The organism is Crocinitomix catalasitica ATCC 23190, assembly GCF_000621625.1.
Classification (GTDB): Bacteria; Bacteroidota; Bacteroidia; order Flavobacteriales_D; family Crocinitomicaceae; genus Crocinitomix; species Crocinitomix catalasitica.
Window position 1 is genome coordinate 39246 of sequence record NZ_JHXV01000007.1, and the last position, 14584, is coordinate 53829.

Below are 14584 nucleotides of genomic sequence, written 5' to 3' on the forward strand. Positions count from 1 at the left end.
ATTCGATAGATTACCCTTATGTTAAGCAAATATTAATTGGCCTTATTTAACGGAGAATTTTCTTTTCGATAAAAAGATAAGCAACAGTAAGAATAATTAGAACGCCCAATAATTCATAACTGCTCAGGTTAATGGTGTAATTGCTATTATAAACCAGTAGCAATTGGATGCAAACAAAGCCTAGCAGTAATGAAAAGATAAGTCGGACTAAAAACCGCATTAAAATATCAAAGTCTGCTCAGCAACATTATCTCCGAAAGTATAAGCCATATAGGCAAGGGAAGGCATCGGTTTGGTGATAATAATATTCGCTTTTTTACCGATAGTGATTGAGCCTAATTCGTTCGCAATTTCCATGGCATATGCACCGTTTATAGTCGTTGCATTAACCGCTTCAGTTGGTGTCAATTTCATTTGAATGCAAGCCAGAGAGTTGACAAATTGCATATTTCCACTTGGTGTTGAACCGGGATTAAAATCAGTTGCCAATGCGATAGGGATATTATTGTCTAACATTTTTCTAACCGGAGCATAAGGTATACCTAAAAAGAAAGAACAACTCGGTAATGCGGTTGCGATTGTATTTGCTTCTTTTAGAATAGCAATGTCATTTTCATCCATTTCTTCAAGGTGATCAACAGAAACGGCTTGGTGTTTCACTCCGATTCCAATTCCTCCTAAAACAGAGAATTGGTTTACATGAATTTTGGGCTTTAATCCTGCAGCCAATCCAGCTGTAAGAATTCTATCCAATTGATCGGGAGAAAAATAATTTCGCTCACAGAAAACATCAATATAATCAGCAAGATTTTCTTTTACAATAATCGGTAACATTTCATTGATGATCAAATCAACATAACCTTCTTGATTCTCTTTAAATTCAGTAGGGAAAGCATGCGCTCCTAAAAAAGTTGCTTTAATAGTTAAGGGCGATGCTGCTTTCAATCGTTTTATTACACGCAGAATTTTGATTTCAGCCGCTGTACTTAAGCCGTAACCACTTTTTATTTCTACTGCACCCGTTCCGTATGATTGCATTAATTCTAATCGAGCCAAAGCATCTTCGAATAATTGATCTTCCGACATATTGGCTAATTTGGCTGCGGAATTTAAAATACCACCACCTTTTTTACCAATCTCTTCGTAAGTCAAACCTTTAATTCTATCCTCAAATTCATTTTCACGACTAGCAGCGAAAACGGTATGCGTATGAGAGTCACAAAAAGCGGGCAAAACAAATTTTCCTTCTGCATCTATAATTTCTAAATCTGTCCAGTCTGCAATTCCAGCCAATTCATCCATCGGTCCATAGAAAGATATTTTTCCATCTTCAATAGCAAGGAAGGCGTTTTCTAAAATATTGATCTGATTTAATTCATCACCGCGCAATGCAGCCGTATTTTCTTCCAAAACACCAACTAAACCCTTTATATTTTTGATCAAAATTTTACGCATAATTCCTTTTTAAGTATCAAAAGTAATAAATAAAGCAGGGCGAATTATAAGAAATTATGAGTAATATAGTTTGTGTGAAAAGTTCAATTCGTTTTACACGAGCTAAAACATTTAGATACTAAAACGATTTAGATAATTAAAAGACGATTTTGGCACAGCGTTTGTATTGTTACTTTCAAATAATTAAATTAGATAAAAATTGAAGATATGAAAAAGGGTAGACTAATTTTAGGAATGATGATTGGCTTGGTATCATCAATTGGTTTTGCGCAAGAATTATTGCCAGATCAAAATCCTAACTATCAAAAAAGTGCAGAGAAATATGCTGAAAGATCAGTAGAATTAACTGCCAACCAAAGTCAAACGATACAAGACACATATAAAGCATACGATTGGCGCGAAGCAAAACAAGAAGCAAAAGATTTGCGTTTAGAGCGTAAATATGAGTTGAAAAAATTGCGTTACGAAACAAGAGGTAGATATGATGGATGTTATGGAAATTATTATGGACCATCATATAATAATTATGGCAATAGATATTATAATGGATATCGAAATTATGGTTATAATTACCCTCATTATAACAACATCAATCCATTACTAGGTTTAGGTGCTGGATTAGGTCTGTATTATTTATTAAGATAAAAGTTTGAAACGATAAAAAAGGAATTATGAAAACGGTAGGAATTAAATTAGTTTTTTTGGCTGTAATTGCCATGACAATGCAAAGTTGTTTTAGATCAGTTTCTAGAGTAGATCCTTCAGAGGAGATTGATATTAGTGGGAAATGGAATGATGTGGATTCGAAATTAACTGCAGAAGCAATGGTAGAACAGGTGTTGTCTGAAGTTTGGTTAAAAAATCATATGACACAAGTAAAAGAGAAGCCGGTCGTAATTGTTGGTTTTGTTAAGAATAAAAGTCATGAGCATATTGATGCAGAAACTTTTATGAAAGATATTGAAAAGAGTTTTATTACTTCTCAAAAAGTGAGATTGGTGCAAGGTGGTGAAAAACGTGAAGCTATTCGTGGCGAACGTGCAGATCAACAAGATAATGCATCTGTATCAACAATGAAGAAGTGGGGTCTTGAAGTTGGAGCGGACTACATGATGCAAGGATCAATCAATTCGATTGTGGATGCATTGGACAGAAAGAAAGTAGTTTATTACCAAATTGACCTGGAGTTAACCAATATGCAAACGAATGAAATTGTTTGGATCGGTGACAAAAAGATTAAAAAATTCGTTAAAAATTAATTCTTAAAACGAACTTTATTAGAGCAATGCGTCGAATCGAGTATTCACGCATTGCTCCAACCAAATCCCTAATTTAATCACATGTTTCGCAATAGATTAACATATCATTTCTTGATTGTTCTGGTCGGACTTTTCGTTATGGGTTGTGCAACTTATTACGATAAGACTTCTTCTGCAGAACGTGCTTTACTGAGCGGTGATTATAAAAATGCGCAATCGGTAATTGAAAAGAACAAGTATTTAAGTAAAAGGCGTAACAGCTTATTGTATTACCTTGAAATGGGTCGCTTAAGTAATTTAAGAGGCGAATTCGAACAGAGTAATGTTTATTTGAATAAGGCTGATGATATGATGGGAATGTATCGTAACATATTTGAAATGACGGTTGGTGCTACAGTTAATCAATCAATTCAACCTTATAAAACTTCCCCAAACGAGGAGATTTTAGTTCATTATTATAAAGCATTGAATTATTTGCAATTGGGCAATGTTGAGGAGGCGCTTGTTGAAGCAAGGAGATTAGATTTAACAGCTGCCCAAAATGACGCTGATGTCAATTCGAAAGAAAAGAAATATGGCAAAGATCCGTTAGGGATGATCATGATGGGCATGTTATATGAAATGGATAATGATTATAACAATGCATTTATTGCATATAGGAATGCGAAGGAAATTTATTTGAATGATGAGACGGGTTTGTTTAAAGGAAACATTCCAGGTTTTTTGGAGCAAGATATTTCTAGAACGGGGGCCTATGCTAGAATGACTGTGGATAATCCGGTTCCTTATCCAGATGTAACGAATGGCGAAGCAATAATTTTTTGGGAGAATGGTCTGGCACCAATTAAGGATGAGAATAATTTATTCTTTTCATTGGTGAAAATAAATGGTGTCTATTTCTTTCAATCAGGGGATATAATTATTCCAGTTGACTATAATTTTGAGCAGGACAATCCGAATTTCAAAGCAAGTGATATTGGACTGGTTCGTGTGGCTTCAGCATTCTTGATTCCTCGACCGATTCCGAATATTCAATTAAAAATGCAGGCGAATGGTCAGACAGAAAGAATGGCTTTGGTTGCTGATATTACGGCAATCGCATTACAATATGAAAAGGATAATTATTTAAAAGAATTAGGAAAGAACTTATTGAGATTAACATTGAAAAAAGTGTCTGAATTGGCCTTGGCTAAGGAGAATGAATATGCGGGAGCAGCACTTGGAATAGTGAATGTGGCGACGGAAAAAGCAGATACGAGAAATTGGCAAACATTACCGGGTCAAATTCATTATACGCGCATTCCTTTAAAGGAAGGTGAGAATAAAATAACGTTGGAATTTAGTAATGGTCAATCTTATGAATTTATATTTAATGGGAACGGTCAAACTTACTTTAAAAATGTGGTAACTTTTTAGACAGATTATATATAAAAGCATAAAAAAAACGAGTCCTTTACAAATTGTAAATGGACTCGTTTTTAGTTTGATAACATTTTATTTTTTACCGGTAATCACTTTTTCGTCTACTAAATGTTGGAAGAAATCAGTAATTGTTTCTGTCATTGGGCGGTAATTCATTCCCAATTCTTTTATACTCTTTGAATTGTCTGCTTTAAAAGGATAGCCGATATTTTTGGCAACCGTTTTACGTGTCATGCCTTGAGAAGGTCCTGCTAACCATACCAAAAATTTTGGTAGTTTTTTAGATGGTAATGGATAACTTGGGAATGTCTTGCTAAGTTTTTCAGCTAAGCCCAAAAAGCTGGTGTTTTCTGCTGAAATGATATGTCTTCCCTGTGCTGCAGGAATAAAGCCAGCGTTATAATGAGCGGTTGCGAGGTCACGAACATCAACAGCGCCAATTTGGTAATCTGGAGCCCCCATTTTCATGTCTCCATTCCCTAACATTTTCATGATCGAGAAAGTCTCTGACGTTGCATGAGGATTGATTCCCGGTCCTACAACCAAAGATGGGTTAATCGTAACAAGATCCCATTGACTTTGATCTCCTGCTAATTTCCAAGCTTCTTTCTCCGCTACAGTTTTCGAGTACGAATAAGGTTGGTGTGTTAGCGACGAACTCGTATTCCATATATTCTCAGTCATTGTTTGGTTCGGCATGCTTAAAACATCTTTATTGTCACCGTAAATCGCCGCACAACTGCTGGTTAAAACAACTCGTTTCACGGTGCCAGATTTTGATGCAGCGTTCAAGACATTACGGGTTCCTTTTAATGCGGGATCGACCAAATCTTTTTGTGCATCTTTCACACCTAAACTAAATGGAGATGCTGTATGAAATACTAATTCACAACCTGCTGCAGCTTCGTCATAAGATCCTTCAGCCAACAAGTCTGCTTTAAAATATTTTATTTGGCCAGAAGATTTTTCTGCAATGGCATCTAAATATTTGGTTTTGTTTTTATCGTTGGGATTTCGAACTGCAGCATGCACAGTTAATCCTTCGTTCAATAGTTTTTCAACTAATCTACCTGCTACATAACCGGTAGCACCAGTTACCATTACTGGTTTAGATTTATCTATTTCTCTCATAATGTATTTAGGTCTTATGTACTATAAATTGTATTTCTGTTTTAGGCTTTCTAAAATCAGTTTTAGGTCAGTTTGTTTGTCTTTTAATAAAATATGTGTTGCTGCTCCATCTAAGAAAAGCAAGAGTAGTTTTGCTTCTGTTGCTGGATCAGCATAACCTAAAGTCTTAAAAGCTTTGCTTGCTAATTCTTCTAATACTTTTGTTGCATCCGTATTGTATTCTTTTTTCTGCCATTTTAAAGCGTATAATAGTCGCCAAAAAGCATGTTCCTTTTTTTTAATTTTAAAAGGAATTTCTATAATATAGGTTAGCATCAATTTCGGGTCCTCTAATTCGAATATTGGTGCAATATAATTTGCGATTTTATTCCCTCCTTCACTTAATATTGCACTTAAAAGGCCTTCTTTATTTTGAAAATGTCTAAAAATTAAGCCTTCTGAAACACCTGCCTCAATAGCAATATTTTTAGTTGAGGTTGCGTCATATCCGTTGTCTGCAAAGAGCTGTAGCGCAACATTTAGAATTGATTTTTGTTTTACCGTCATATAAGTGAGTAATCACTTACAAATGTAATGATAAATAATTTAAAGTCAAAATTAAAAGCAACCCCATAAAATTTCAGTGTGTCTTAATGGTATAAAACTTACACTATGAAAAAACTACAATTTTTATTACTCGGACTGTTGGGAATAGTCCATATAAATTATTCACAAGAATCCATTTGTGCAGATTTAACAGATGAGGTATCCTGGCCTGAAGCTGTATATATGTATGATGATATCATAGGAGATTGGGATGGGGATGATTTATCATTTTCTGTTAGTGATCCAGGTATAGGAGATGGGGGGATTGGTTTAAATGCATACGAACCGGGGCTCTATGGCTGGAATGCACAAGTCGATTTTGAATTTTCTGGTGAAAACCAACTAGTAAATTATACTGTTTATGGATGGTTAGAGTCTTCAGAATGGGGATTTAGTATTAATGGCTCAGCAATGATTCCAATTAATTCTGTTTTTCCGATGACTGTTGACGGGGTTGTAATCGATTTGGATGAATCTGCACCAGATTTTGATTCATGGGACGTCTCTTATTTAAGATTTGAAGGTGAAATTGATGATATAGGAATTATTTTATTTGAGTCGGGAATTACATTTTTATGTGCAACTGACATCCCAGATGAGCCTTTGGCTGAAGGTTGTGAAGATTTCACTTTGGATACATGGGGAGAGGCTACTTATGAGTCCGGAGATATTGCAGGAACCTGGGGTGAAGATGATTTGTCGATTTCTATTAGCGATCCTGGATTAGGTGGTGTTTGGGCAGGATTAAACGCATTCGAGCCAGGTTTTTATGGTGTGGATGCACAAGTTGATTTTGAAATGACAGGAGATAATCAAAGCATTTCAATAGAAGTATTTGGTTGGTTTGTATCAGACGAATGGGGTTTTACAATTAATGGCTCTCCATTTTACCCAATAAATTCATCATTTCCAATGACAGTTGATGGTGTTGTAATTGATTTGGATGATTCAGCTCCTGGTTTTGATTCTTGGGATGCGGCTTATTTAATATTTGAAGGTGAAATAGATGAAATTGGTATTGTTTTATTCGAATCAGGAATTACAGGTATTTGTAAAACAGATTTGCGTGATGTTATGCCAGAAGGTTGTGAGGATTTCACGTTAGATACATGGGAAGAAGCTACTTTCGAAGCTGGTGATATTGCAGGAACTTGGAGTGAAGATGACTTGTCAATTTCAATTAATGATGCTGGCTTAGGTGATTTGTGGTGTGGACTGAATAGTGATGTTCGAGGTTTTTATGGAGGAGATGTAGAAGTTGGGTTTGAAATGACAGGTGAAAATCAAATTGTTTCGGTTGAAGTTTATGGTTGGATGGATGCTGACGATTGGGGCTTTACAATTAATGGCTCTCCATTTTATCCAATTAATTCTTCATTCCCAATGACAGTTGATGGTGTTGTAATTGATTTGGATGATTCAGCTCCTGGTTTTGATTCGTGGGATGCTGCTTATTTGACATTCGAAGGTGAAATTGACAACATTGGTATTGTTTTATTCGAATCTGGCATTACAAGTATTTGTAGAACGATATTACCTGTTGAACCTGAACCAATGATGTGTGAAGATTTTACATTAGACGCATGGGCACCAAGTATGTTAGAAAATGGAGTAGTGGGTACATGGGGCGAGGATGATTTATCAATCACTTTAAGTGACGAAATTGATGATATTGCGCCTTATGTTGGTATCAACCAAATGAGTCAACCAGGATTTTATGGTAGCAACGGTGTTTTAAGCTTTGCTATGTCAGGTGAATCACAAATTGCAACATTCGAAATTTATGCAATGGAAGCACAATTGGCTTATATGGGATTCGCTATTAACGGCGGTAGTTTTACTTATCTTGATGGCGCTTTTCCAATGACAATTGAAGGGGTTACTATAGATTTAGATGAAAGTGCTACAGATTTTGATATGTATAATGGTTACTACCTTACTTTCGAAGGTGAGCTAAGTGAAATTAGTCTTTCATTGTTCGAATCTGGAATTAAAAGTATTTGTTCGGAAGAATCCGGAGAATTAGGGATAAAGAATGAGGTTATCAATAGACTTGAGGTTTACCCGAACCCAAGTCATGATATTGTTAATATTAATGCTGACCAATCTATTCAATCAATTCAGGTTTACAATATGGCTGGCGCATTGATTCTTTCTAAAACTATTGGAGAAACAAATCAATCTATATTGAATGTTTCAGAATTAGAGCAAGGTGTTTATTTAATTAAAACTAAATTCAATAACGAATCAGAAGCATTGAGCAAATTCATGAAGAATTAGAAGATTACGTATTTAGTTCAAGCGTCCTATTAAAATATTAATAGGGCGCTTTTTATTTTAAACGATTTGCATCGTGTTTTTGATGTGAATTTTGATGTCTCGATTCAACTTATTTTAGAATTAAATGCTCTTTTTATTTACGAAACATAAAAGTAATAAGTCTTTTAATACATCTGTTTTTATTGGGGAAGTATTGTCGTGTAATTCATTGTAAAGTACTTGATTAATAGTGTTTAGTGTGGTTTAATATTTTAGGTAAAAACGATTCGATTTATACACATAAAACGAGTTGTTAATTTAATAAACACATCATTTAAGGCAACCTATTAATTCATTTAAGGGTCTTATATATAACTAATAACAAAACTTATAACTATGAAAAAGTTAAGACTACTTTTCATTTTATGTTTGCTAGGAATAGTGAATATAAATTTTGCACAAGAAACGATTTGTGAAGATTTCACAACAGAATTATGGGAGACTTCTACCTTCGAATTTGAAGACACGATTGGAGATTGGAGTGATGACGAATTAAATATTGCCATAAGTGATCCTGGATTAGGAGGTGGAGGAGTCGAATTAAATTATTTTCAGACAGGAATTTATGGTTGGAATGCATTAGTGGATTTTGAATTGTCAGGTGATAATCAGAAAATTGAGATAGAAATTTATGCTTTTGATTATCAATTAGGCCAAATGGGATTCAATGTGAATGGCAGTGCAACCTTTTATATGGATGATGTTTTTCCGATGACAATTGGCGGTGTTACTGTTGATGTAGACGAAAGTGCTCCTGATTTTGATGAATGGAGTGGGTATTATTTAATATTTGATGGTGATATCGATGATATTGCTGTTTTACTATTCGAATCAGGAATAAAAAACATTTGTAAAACTATTGAACTTGAAGAACCAGAACCAATGATGTGTGAAGATTTTACATTAGGCGCATGGGCACCAAGTATCTTAGATAATGGAGTAGTGGGCACATGGGGTGAGGATGATTTATCAATCACTTTAAGTAACGAGATAGATGATATAGCACCTTATGTTGGTATCAACCAAATGAGTCAACCTGGATTTTATGGAAGCTATGGCGTATTAGGCTTTGCCATGTCTGGTGAATCACAAATAGCGACATTTGAAATTTATGCAATGGAAGCGCAATTATCTCAGATGGGGTTCGCTATTAATGGAGGTAGTTTTGCTTATCTTAATGGCGCTTTCCCAATGACAATTGAAGGCGTTATCATTGAATTAGATGAAAGTGCTGCAGATTTTGATATGTTTAATGGTTACTATCTTACTTTTAAAGGTGAGCTAAGTGAAATTAGTATTTCATTGTTCGAATCTGGAATTAAAAGCCTTTGTTCGGAACTTGCAGTTGATTTGAGTATTAAAAAAGAGGTTATCAATAAATTAGCGGTTTACCCGAACCCAAGTCATGATATTGTTAATATTAATGCTGACCAATCTATTCAATCAATTCAGGTCTACAATATGGCTGGCGCATTAATTCTTTCTAAAACTATTGGAGAAACAAATCAAACTATATTGAATGTTTCGGAATTAGAGCAAGGTGTTTATTTAATTGAAACGCAGTTTGACAATTCAGTATCTGCTATAAACAGATTCGTTAAGAATTAAAAAATAGAATATTATTTTCAAAGCGTCCTATTGAGAAATCGATAGGGCGCTTTTTGTTATAAGGATCGTCATTCTTGAATTCGAGGCAGCGTTCTACCATCTAACACCACTTACGCATAAAGCTACTGTGGTTAAGAAGCGCAGCGTTCTAAAATCTAAAAACGAATATCCTTAATCATCAATTGCAAAGATGAGCTACCATTCCAGTGATTTTCTTCAATGGTATAAACAATGTCAAAAGGTTCATTTTGAATGCGACTATATAGATGTCCAAAATTAAAAGCAATGGCATTAATTTTAATCTCGGGGAAATCATCTTGAAAAAGGTTGAGCTTCACATGTACATCTTTCAATAATCTAGAAAAGCCGGTGTCCTTAACATTGTAAGAAATGAAAACAGGTGCCATATTATCGGGACCAAAAGGAGCCAATTGTTTTAAAACACGATAGAATTTTGGAATGCCTTTCGTTTGGCTACCGAAAATATCTCTAAACTCTAATGGCATATCTATTTCAAGTTGAGGAACAAGCATTTCCTTATCAATCCATTTCTGTGCAATTTGATCAAAACTATTTTGAAAATCTTCAACATTCTCTAACGGCAAACTCATTCCCGCAGCAAAAGTATGCCCACCAAATTGAGTCAATAAATGAGAACATTCTTCAATCGCATCATAAAGGTTGAACCCTTTTATGCTTCTAGCAGATCCTACAGCTACCCCGTTCGATTCAGTCAAAACAACCGTCGGTCTATAATGTTGCTCAATTAAACGTGATGCTACAATGCCAACTACACCTTTGTGCCAATCATTCTTGAACACTACAGTCGATTTTTTATTGCTGTAATTTTGGTCTTTATCTATTAAATCAAGCGCCTCTTTAGTTATTGCTTTGTCTAAACCTTTTCGGGTTTCGTTTTGCTCATTGATTAATTTTCCAATAACGTCAACTTCGGTTAAGTTTTTACCCAATAATAATTCAACAGCATCATTGCCTGATTTAATTCTACCTGCCGCATTAATTCGAGGCGCCAAGGTGAATACAACATCCATCACGCTTAATTCGCCCGTTTTATTCGCTAGTTGAAGCAGTTTTTTAAACCCAATTCGAGGTTTTGTATTGAGCACTTTCAATCCCATCGAAGCAAGGGTACGGTTCTCCCCATTCATAGAAACTAAATCGGCACCAATACTCACAACAAGTAAGTCCATTAATGGCAATAAATGATCGAACGGTTGTTCTCTATTTTTAGACAAGGCATGCACCAATTTGAATCCTATGCCGCATCCTGATAATTCTTGAAAAGGATAAGAACATTCGTTTTGTTTTGGATTCAATAAAATTGCATCTGGTAGTTCTTTTCCAGGATTGTGATGATCACAAACAATGAAATCTACACCGTTTTCTTTGGCATAAGCAATCTGTTTAAGTGCTTTGGTTCCACAATCTAATGCAATAATTAAACTAAAACTATTGTCAATTGCGAAATCAACGCCTTGCATTGAAATTCCGTATCCTTCCGAATATCTGTCTGGGATATAATAACCTATCTGATCATATTCTTCAATCAAATATTCATAGACTAATGCAACAGCAGTTGTGCCATCAACATCATAATCTCCATAGATTAGAATATTTTCATTTGAAGCAATGGCCTTTTCAATTCGATTGACAGCATGCCCCATATTTAACATTAAAAAAGGGTCAAGAATATTTTTTTTATCTGGCCTGAAGAATGCTTTGGCACGATCAAAAGTATAGATATTTCTTTGACCTAAAAGATTTGCAATTGGACGGGTAACACCAACTTCTTCAATTAGTTGAGCAATGGTGTCGGTTGGGGCATCCTTTTTTATTGTCCATTTATATTCCATTGCTTTTTTATAATGTTTGGGATTTAAATATAAGAGAATTATGTGACAGGTACCTCCTTTTGATTAGTTTTTTGTCAAACGTCGAAAATTAACTAATTTTATACACTTGACTTATGTACCATAAGTAGTTTAACGCGTTTATAATTTTATGAAGTATTTTTTGTTTTGCCTTACGTTGCTAAGTATGTCTGTTTACGGTCAGAAAAAATCGGATGTGTATTCTGTTTTCTTTGCCGATAATACGGCCCTGGATCTTAAAGCACTTTCTAATTTTAGCGAAGAGAATTACAAAGTGTATTCACTCGAAGAGAATGAAAAGAATGAGTTTCGGAATGTTGTAGGAAACGAATTGGGAATCGACGAACGTGGTTTATATCTTGAAAAGAATAGGCTGTTGAATATCAGTCGTGAAGAGATTCGAGAGAATTCGAAATATTCCATCAGAAACGGGTATTTACTAGGAGTATTGCCAAGCGATTCAGTGCAAGTAGCTTTAGACGGAGAGTTTTATTATTTCCTAATGCCCGTAAAAACTTATTTATATGATGCGACCATACCTGACAATAAACTATACGAAGGTTTAAATCCTGGTGAGTATCTGATCTTATCTAAAGAAGATAATGGGTATTACTCTGCCAATAGCATTAAAATAAGTGCGGGTAGTTTAGAAATAAAAGAGTTGGATTTAGATAATGATGCGATAAACTTACGTAAGATCAATAATAAGAAAACTAAAATTGATAAGATCCCAACTTATATTCTAAGCCCCAAAACAGATGAATGGAAGGAAATTCTGAAGTGTTTTATTACTTATGATGTTTATGTTTTGAAATAGTTATTTGATCCAGAATTGGTCGGTCAAGGAACAGTTCAAATTGTTAAATAAAAATTAGCGGTGACTGAGGATCAAAACGACACAGTCGATTTGATGGACTCGAAGTCACAAGCGTAAGTCTTGTCGTGCTCTCATAAAGATTTAACGAATGAGAGAAGAAGGTGAGCCTTTTTGTCTCTTCTATCAAGTCCCGAAGGGACGATATAAAATAGCGGAGGAAGACATTCCTTCGATATTTACAATAAATAGGTTTAAAACCCTGAAGGGGTGATGTAATATTTTAGAATAGACATGTTTCTATTCAATATGACATTTTAGTAATGTTAAAATTAGTTTTATCGGCACCAATAATTGGTCCCTTTATATTGACTATAGCGACAATTCATGCCTAGTCCTCGACCTACTTAAGCACCAATAAAAACCGGCGATAATTGACCTTTTAATTCAAAAATCCAGTCTTGAGCTTTATCTACCGTAGAGAAAACGCGTCTGGGTATTATATTTTTTTGTTGTCTTAGGATGTGTTTTGCAATTATTCTTTGCCCCAGCGATGTCACCACAATAGCTTCAGCGATAATAAAACCTTTGGTCGCATCAGCCATGCACGCTTCACGCGTTTCACGGTTAGGAATAGTTCGCTCGCCGATTTCGATTAAATTGTACACCTCTCTATTGCCTGTTAGACGCAAAGATGCCAATCTGATCTGTTTATAATCCATTAAAGCAATTTCTTCATCTTTTGCCAATTGGATATATAAAATATCGTGATCGATTAAACTGATATTTGATTTGTCAAATTCAATCATTTCGCATTAAAATATTGGTTGTAGGTTGTTAATTTAATAACAATCACCTTGGCCAAATATAATAAACATTTTAATTGAAATGTTTTCTTGGATGACAATGATATCAACGTTTAAATGGAATTTCCAATGCGAAAACCCATCGAAAAACATGCTTGTAAAAGAAAACCTCCAGTGGGTGCATCCCAATCAATCATTTCTCCAATTACACCTAAATGTGGATGTTTATTCAACCATAAATCCTCGGCAATCTCTTGTGTATCAATACCACCAACGGTTGAGATAGATTCTTCTATTGGTCGAATAGAATAAGTGTTTAGTCGGGTATTTTTAATGGTTTCAACGAAAATATACGGATCGAGATAGGCTGTTTTAGACAGCGAATTTTTGATTAAGAAAAGCGTTTCACTTGTTAAATTAAAAACGAACTTATAGTTTTTTGTTTGTATTTTCTTGTTTTTAACCTTCGCTAAAAGGCTTTCTAAACTATTATTGGGCTTAAAATCTATGAAAATTGGCACTTCTTTTGCCGTTTCTAAGCCTTTTCTGATATGCGGAACAATAGGGTAGATTGCATTGCCTTCCAAGCCAGTTTTAGTAATTAAAGCTTCGCCTTTTAAAATTGTATCGCCAATTTTTACTGCTATATTTTTTAAAGGCTTCCCCGCAAAATCAGCATAGAAATTTTCGGGAAGATTAATATTAATTCCAGCATTAGAAGATTGAAATGGTATGGTTTTAACACCGATCGAATCGAATAAGGGAAGCCACTTTTGGTTGGCTCCAGTAATTTTCCACGAAGCACCACCTAATCCAAAAATATAACGGTCTGCTTTAGGGGTAAATTTTTCGTTTTCAAATTGTAGAATAGGGGAATGGCTATCATCGAATCCTACGAATTCGTGATGCGTAAATATTTCAACACCTTGCTCAATCAAAACGTTTTTAAGCTTTAATAAGACATCTCGTGGTTTGATGTCATCAACAGGAAAAACACGACCACTTGAGCCTATAAAGGTTTCAATACCTAGCTCATTTAACCAATCAATCGTTGCTTTAGAATCAAATTGTTGGAGGAAGGGTTGCAGGAATGTTTTCGGGGTATAAACTTTATGCAAATCGTCTGCTAAAGCTGAATTAGTAAGGTTAAATCCTCCATTTCCAGCAACCAAGAATTTCCTTCCTATTGTTTTCCCTTTTTCAAAGAGTAAAACATGGTGTTTTTTACTCAACCAATAAGCCGCCATCAAATTTGCAGGACCACCTCCGATTAGCGCTATTGTTTGTTTCATT

At 34.9% G+C, this 14584-nt stretch carries 12 protein-coding genes; 6 read left to right on the forward strand and 6 right to left on the reverse strand.

Annotation, left to right across the window (positions count from 1 at the left end; translation table 11 throughout):
* Window positions 1-219: 219 nt before the first annotated feature.
* Window positions 220-1455, reverse strand: coding sequence for an imidazolonepropionase (gene hutI, locus T367_RS0105130; RefSeq protein ID WP_027418881.1), 1236 nt, complete (start codon window positions 1453-1455; stop codon window positions 220-222).
* A gap of 207 nt (window positions 1456-1662) precedes the next feature.
* On the opposite strand from hutI, the gene T367_RS21475 reads away from it, so the two are divergent.
* The 3 genes from T367_RS21475 (at window position 1663) to T367_RS21480 (ending at window position 4130) form a co-directional block, all read left to right on the forward strand.
* On the forward strand, window positions 1663-2100 hold the full coding sequence (locus T367_RS21475) for a hypothetical protein (protein ID WP_051568364.1): 438 nt from the start codon (window positions 1663-1665) through the stop codon (window positions 2098-2100).
* A gap of 26 nt (window positions 2101-2126) precedes the next feature.
* Window positions 2127-2714: a penicillin-binding protein activator LpoB gene (locus T367_RS0105140; protein ID WP_027418882.1), complete on the forward strand. Its 588-nt coding sequence runs from the start codon at window positions 2127-2129 to the stop codon at window positions 2712-2714.
* An 81-nt stretch (window positions 2715-2795) separates the two neighbouring features.
* Window positions 2796-4130, forward strand: a complete 1335-nt coding sequence (locus tag T367_RS21480; protein ID WP_157454131.1) for a COG3014 family protein — start codon at window positions 2796-2798, stop codon at window positions 4128-4130.
* A 78-nt stretch (window positions 4131-4208) separates the two neighbouring features.
* Here the strand turns inward: T367_RS21480 and T367_RS0105150 are convergent, their stop codons facing one another.
* Both T367_RS0105150 and T367_RS0105155 read right to left on the reverse strand, forming a co-directional pair.
* Complete coding sequence (locus T367_RS0105150; RefSeq protein WP_027418883.1) at window positions 4209-5267, reverse strand: NAD-dependent epimerase/dehydratase family protein; 1059 nt, start codon at window positions 5265-5267, stop codon at window positions 4209-4211.
* A 21-nt stretch (window positions 5268-5288) separates the two neighbouring features.
* Window positions 5289-5813 carry a TetR/AcrR family transcriptional regulator gene (locus T367_RS0105155; RefSeq protein ID WP_027418884.1) on the reverse strand — a complete coding sequence of 175 codons (525 nt, stop codon included), beginning with the start codon at window positions 5811-5813 and terminating at the stop codon, window positions 5289-5291.
* 105 nt (window positions 5814-5918) lie between these two features.
* Between T367_RS0105155 and T367_RS0105160 the strand changes: the two genes are divergently transcribed.
* Window positions 5919-8132 carry a T9SS type A sorting domain-containing protein gene (locus T367_RS0105160; RefSeq protein WP_027418885.1) on the forward strand — a complete coding sequence of 738 codons (2214 nt, stop codon included), beginning with the start codon at window positions 5919-5921 and terminating at the stop codon, window positions 8130-8132.
* Between the two features lie 375 nt (window positions 8133-8507).
* Window positions 8508-9779: a T9SS type A sorting domain-containing protein gene (locus T367_RS0105165; protein WP_084274316.1), complete on the forward strand. Its 1272-nt coding sequence runs from the start codon at window positions 8508-8510 to the stop codon at window positions 9777-9779.
* 155 nt (window positions 9780-9934) lie between these two features.
* On the opposite strand, the gene recJ is transcribed toward T367_RS0105165, so the two are convergent.
* Window positions 9935-11653 carry a single-stranded-DNA-specific exonuclease RecJ gene (recJ, locus tag T367_RS0105170; RefSeq protein ID WP_027418887.1) on the reverse strand — a complete coding sequence of 573 codons (1719 nt, stop codon included), beginning with the start codon at window positions 11651-11653 and terminating at the stop codon, window positions 9935-9937.
* Between the two features lie 184 nt (window positions 11654-11837).
* Here recJ and T367_RS0105175 point away from each other — a divergent pair, with 184 nt between their 5' ends.
* Window positions 11838-12488, forward strand: coding sequence for a hypothetical protein (locus tag T367_RS0105175; protein ID WP_027418888.1), 651 nt, complete (start codon window positions 11838-11840; stop codon window positions 12486-12488).
* Between the two features lie 404 nt (window positions 12489-12892).
* On the opposite strand, the gene T367_RS0105180 is transcribed toward T367_RS0105175, so the two are convergent.
* Both T367_RS0105180 and T367_RS0105185 read right to left on the reverse strand, forming a co-directional pair.
* The gene (locus tag T367_RS0105180) at window positions 12893-13294 is read right to left on the reverse strand and encodes a DUF7793 family protein (RefSeq protein ID WP_027418889.1); all 402 of its coding nucleotides are present in this window, start codon (window positions 13292-13294) and stop codon (window positions 12893-12895) included.
* Between the two features lie 110 nt (window positions 13295-13404).
* Complete coding sequence (locus tag T367_RS0105185; protein ID WP_027418890.1) at window positions 13405-14583, reverse strand: TIGR03862 family flavoprotein; 1179 nt, start codon at window positions 14581-14583, stop codon at window positions 13405-13407.
* Window position 14584 lies beyond the last annotated feature (1 nt).

What these genes read in the sequence shown, in the direction of transcription:
- hutI (WP_027418881.1), bottom strand. Translation starts at nt 1,455, where the DNA reads ATGCGTAAAATTTTGATCAAAAATATAAAGGGTTTAGTTGGTGTTTTG.
- T367_RS21475 (WP_051568364.1), top strand. Translation starts at nt 1,663, where the DNA reads ATGAAAAAGGGTAGACTAATTTTAGGAATGATGATTGGCTTGGTATCA.
- T367_RS0105140 (WP_027418882.1), top strand. Translation starts at nt 2,127, where the DNA reads ATGAAAACGGTAGGAATTAAATTAGTTTTTTTGGCTGTAATTGCCATG.
- T367_RS21480 (WP_157454131.1), top strand. Translation starts at nt 2,796, where the DNA reads ATGTTTCGCAATAGATTAACATATCATTTCTTGATTGTTCTGGTCGGA.
- T367_RS0105150 (WP_027418883.1), bottom strand. Translation starts at nt 5,267, where the DNA reads ATGAGAGAAATAGATAAATCTAAACCAGTAATGGTAACTGGTGCTACC.
- T367_RS0105155 (WP_027418884.1), bottom strand. Translation starts at nt 5,813, where the DNA reads ATGACGGTAAAACAAAAATCAATTCTAAATGTTGCGCTACAGCTCTTT.
- T367_RS0105160 (WP_027418885.1), top strand. Translation starts at nt 5,919, where the DNA reads ATGAAAAAACTACAATTTTTATTACTCGGACTGTTGGGAATAGTCCAT.
- T367_RS0105165 (WP_084274316.1), top strand. Translation starts at nt 8,508, where the DNA reads ATGAAAAAGTTAAGACTACTTTTCATTTTATGTTTGCTAGGAATAGTG.
- recJ (WP_027418887.1), bottom strand. Translation starts at nt 11,653, where the DNA reads ATGGAATATAAATGGACAATAAAAAAGGATGCCCCAACCGACACCATT.
- T367_RS0105175 (WP_027418888.1), top strand. Translation starts at nt 11,838, where the DNA reads ATGTCTGTTTACGGTCAGAAAAAATCGGATGTGTATTCTGTTTTCTTT.
- T367_RS0105180 (WP_027418889.1), bottom strand. Translation starts at nt 13,294, where the DNA reads ATGATTGAATTTGACAAATCAAATATCAGTTTAATCGATCACGATATT.
- T367_RS0105185 (WP_027418890.1), bottom strand. Translation starts at nt 14,583, where the DNA reads ATGAAACAAACAATAGCGCTAATCGGAGGTGGTCCTGCAAATTTGATG.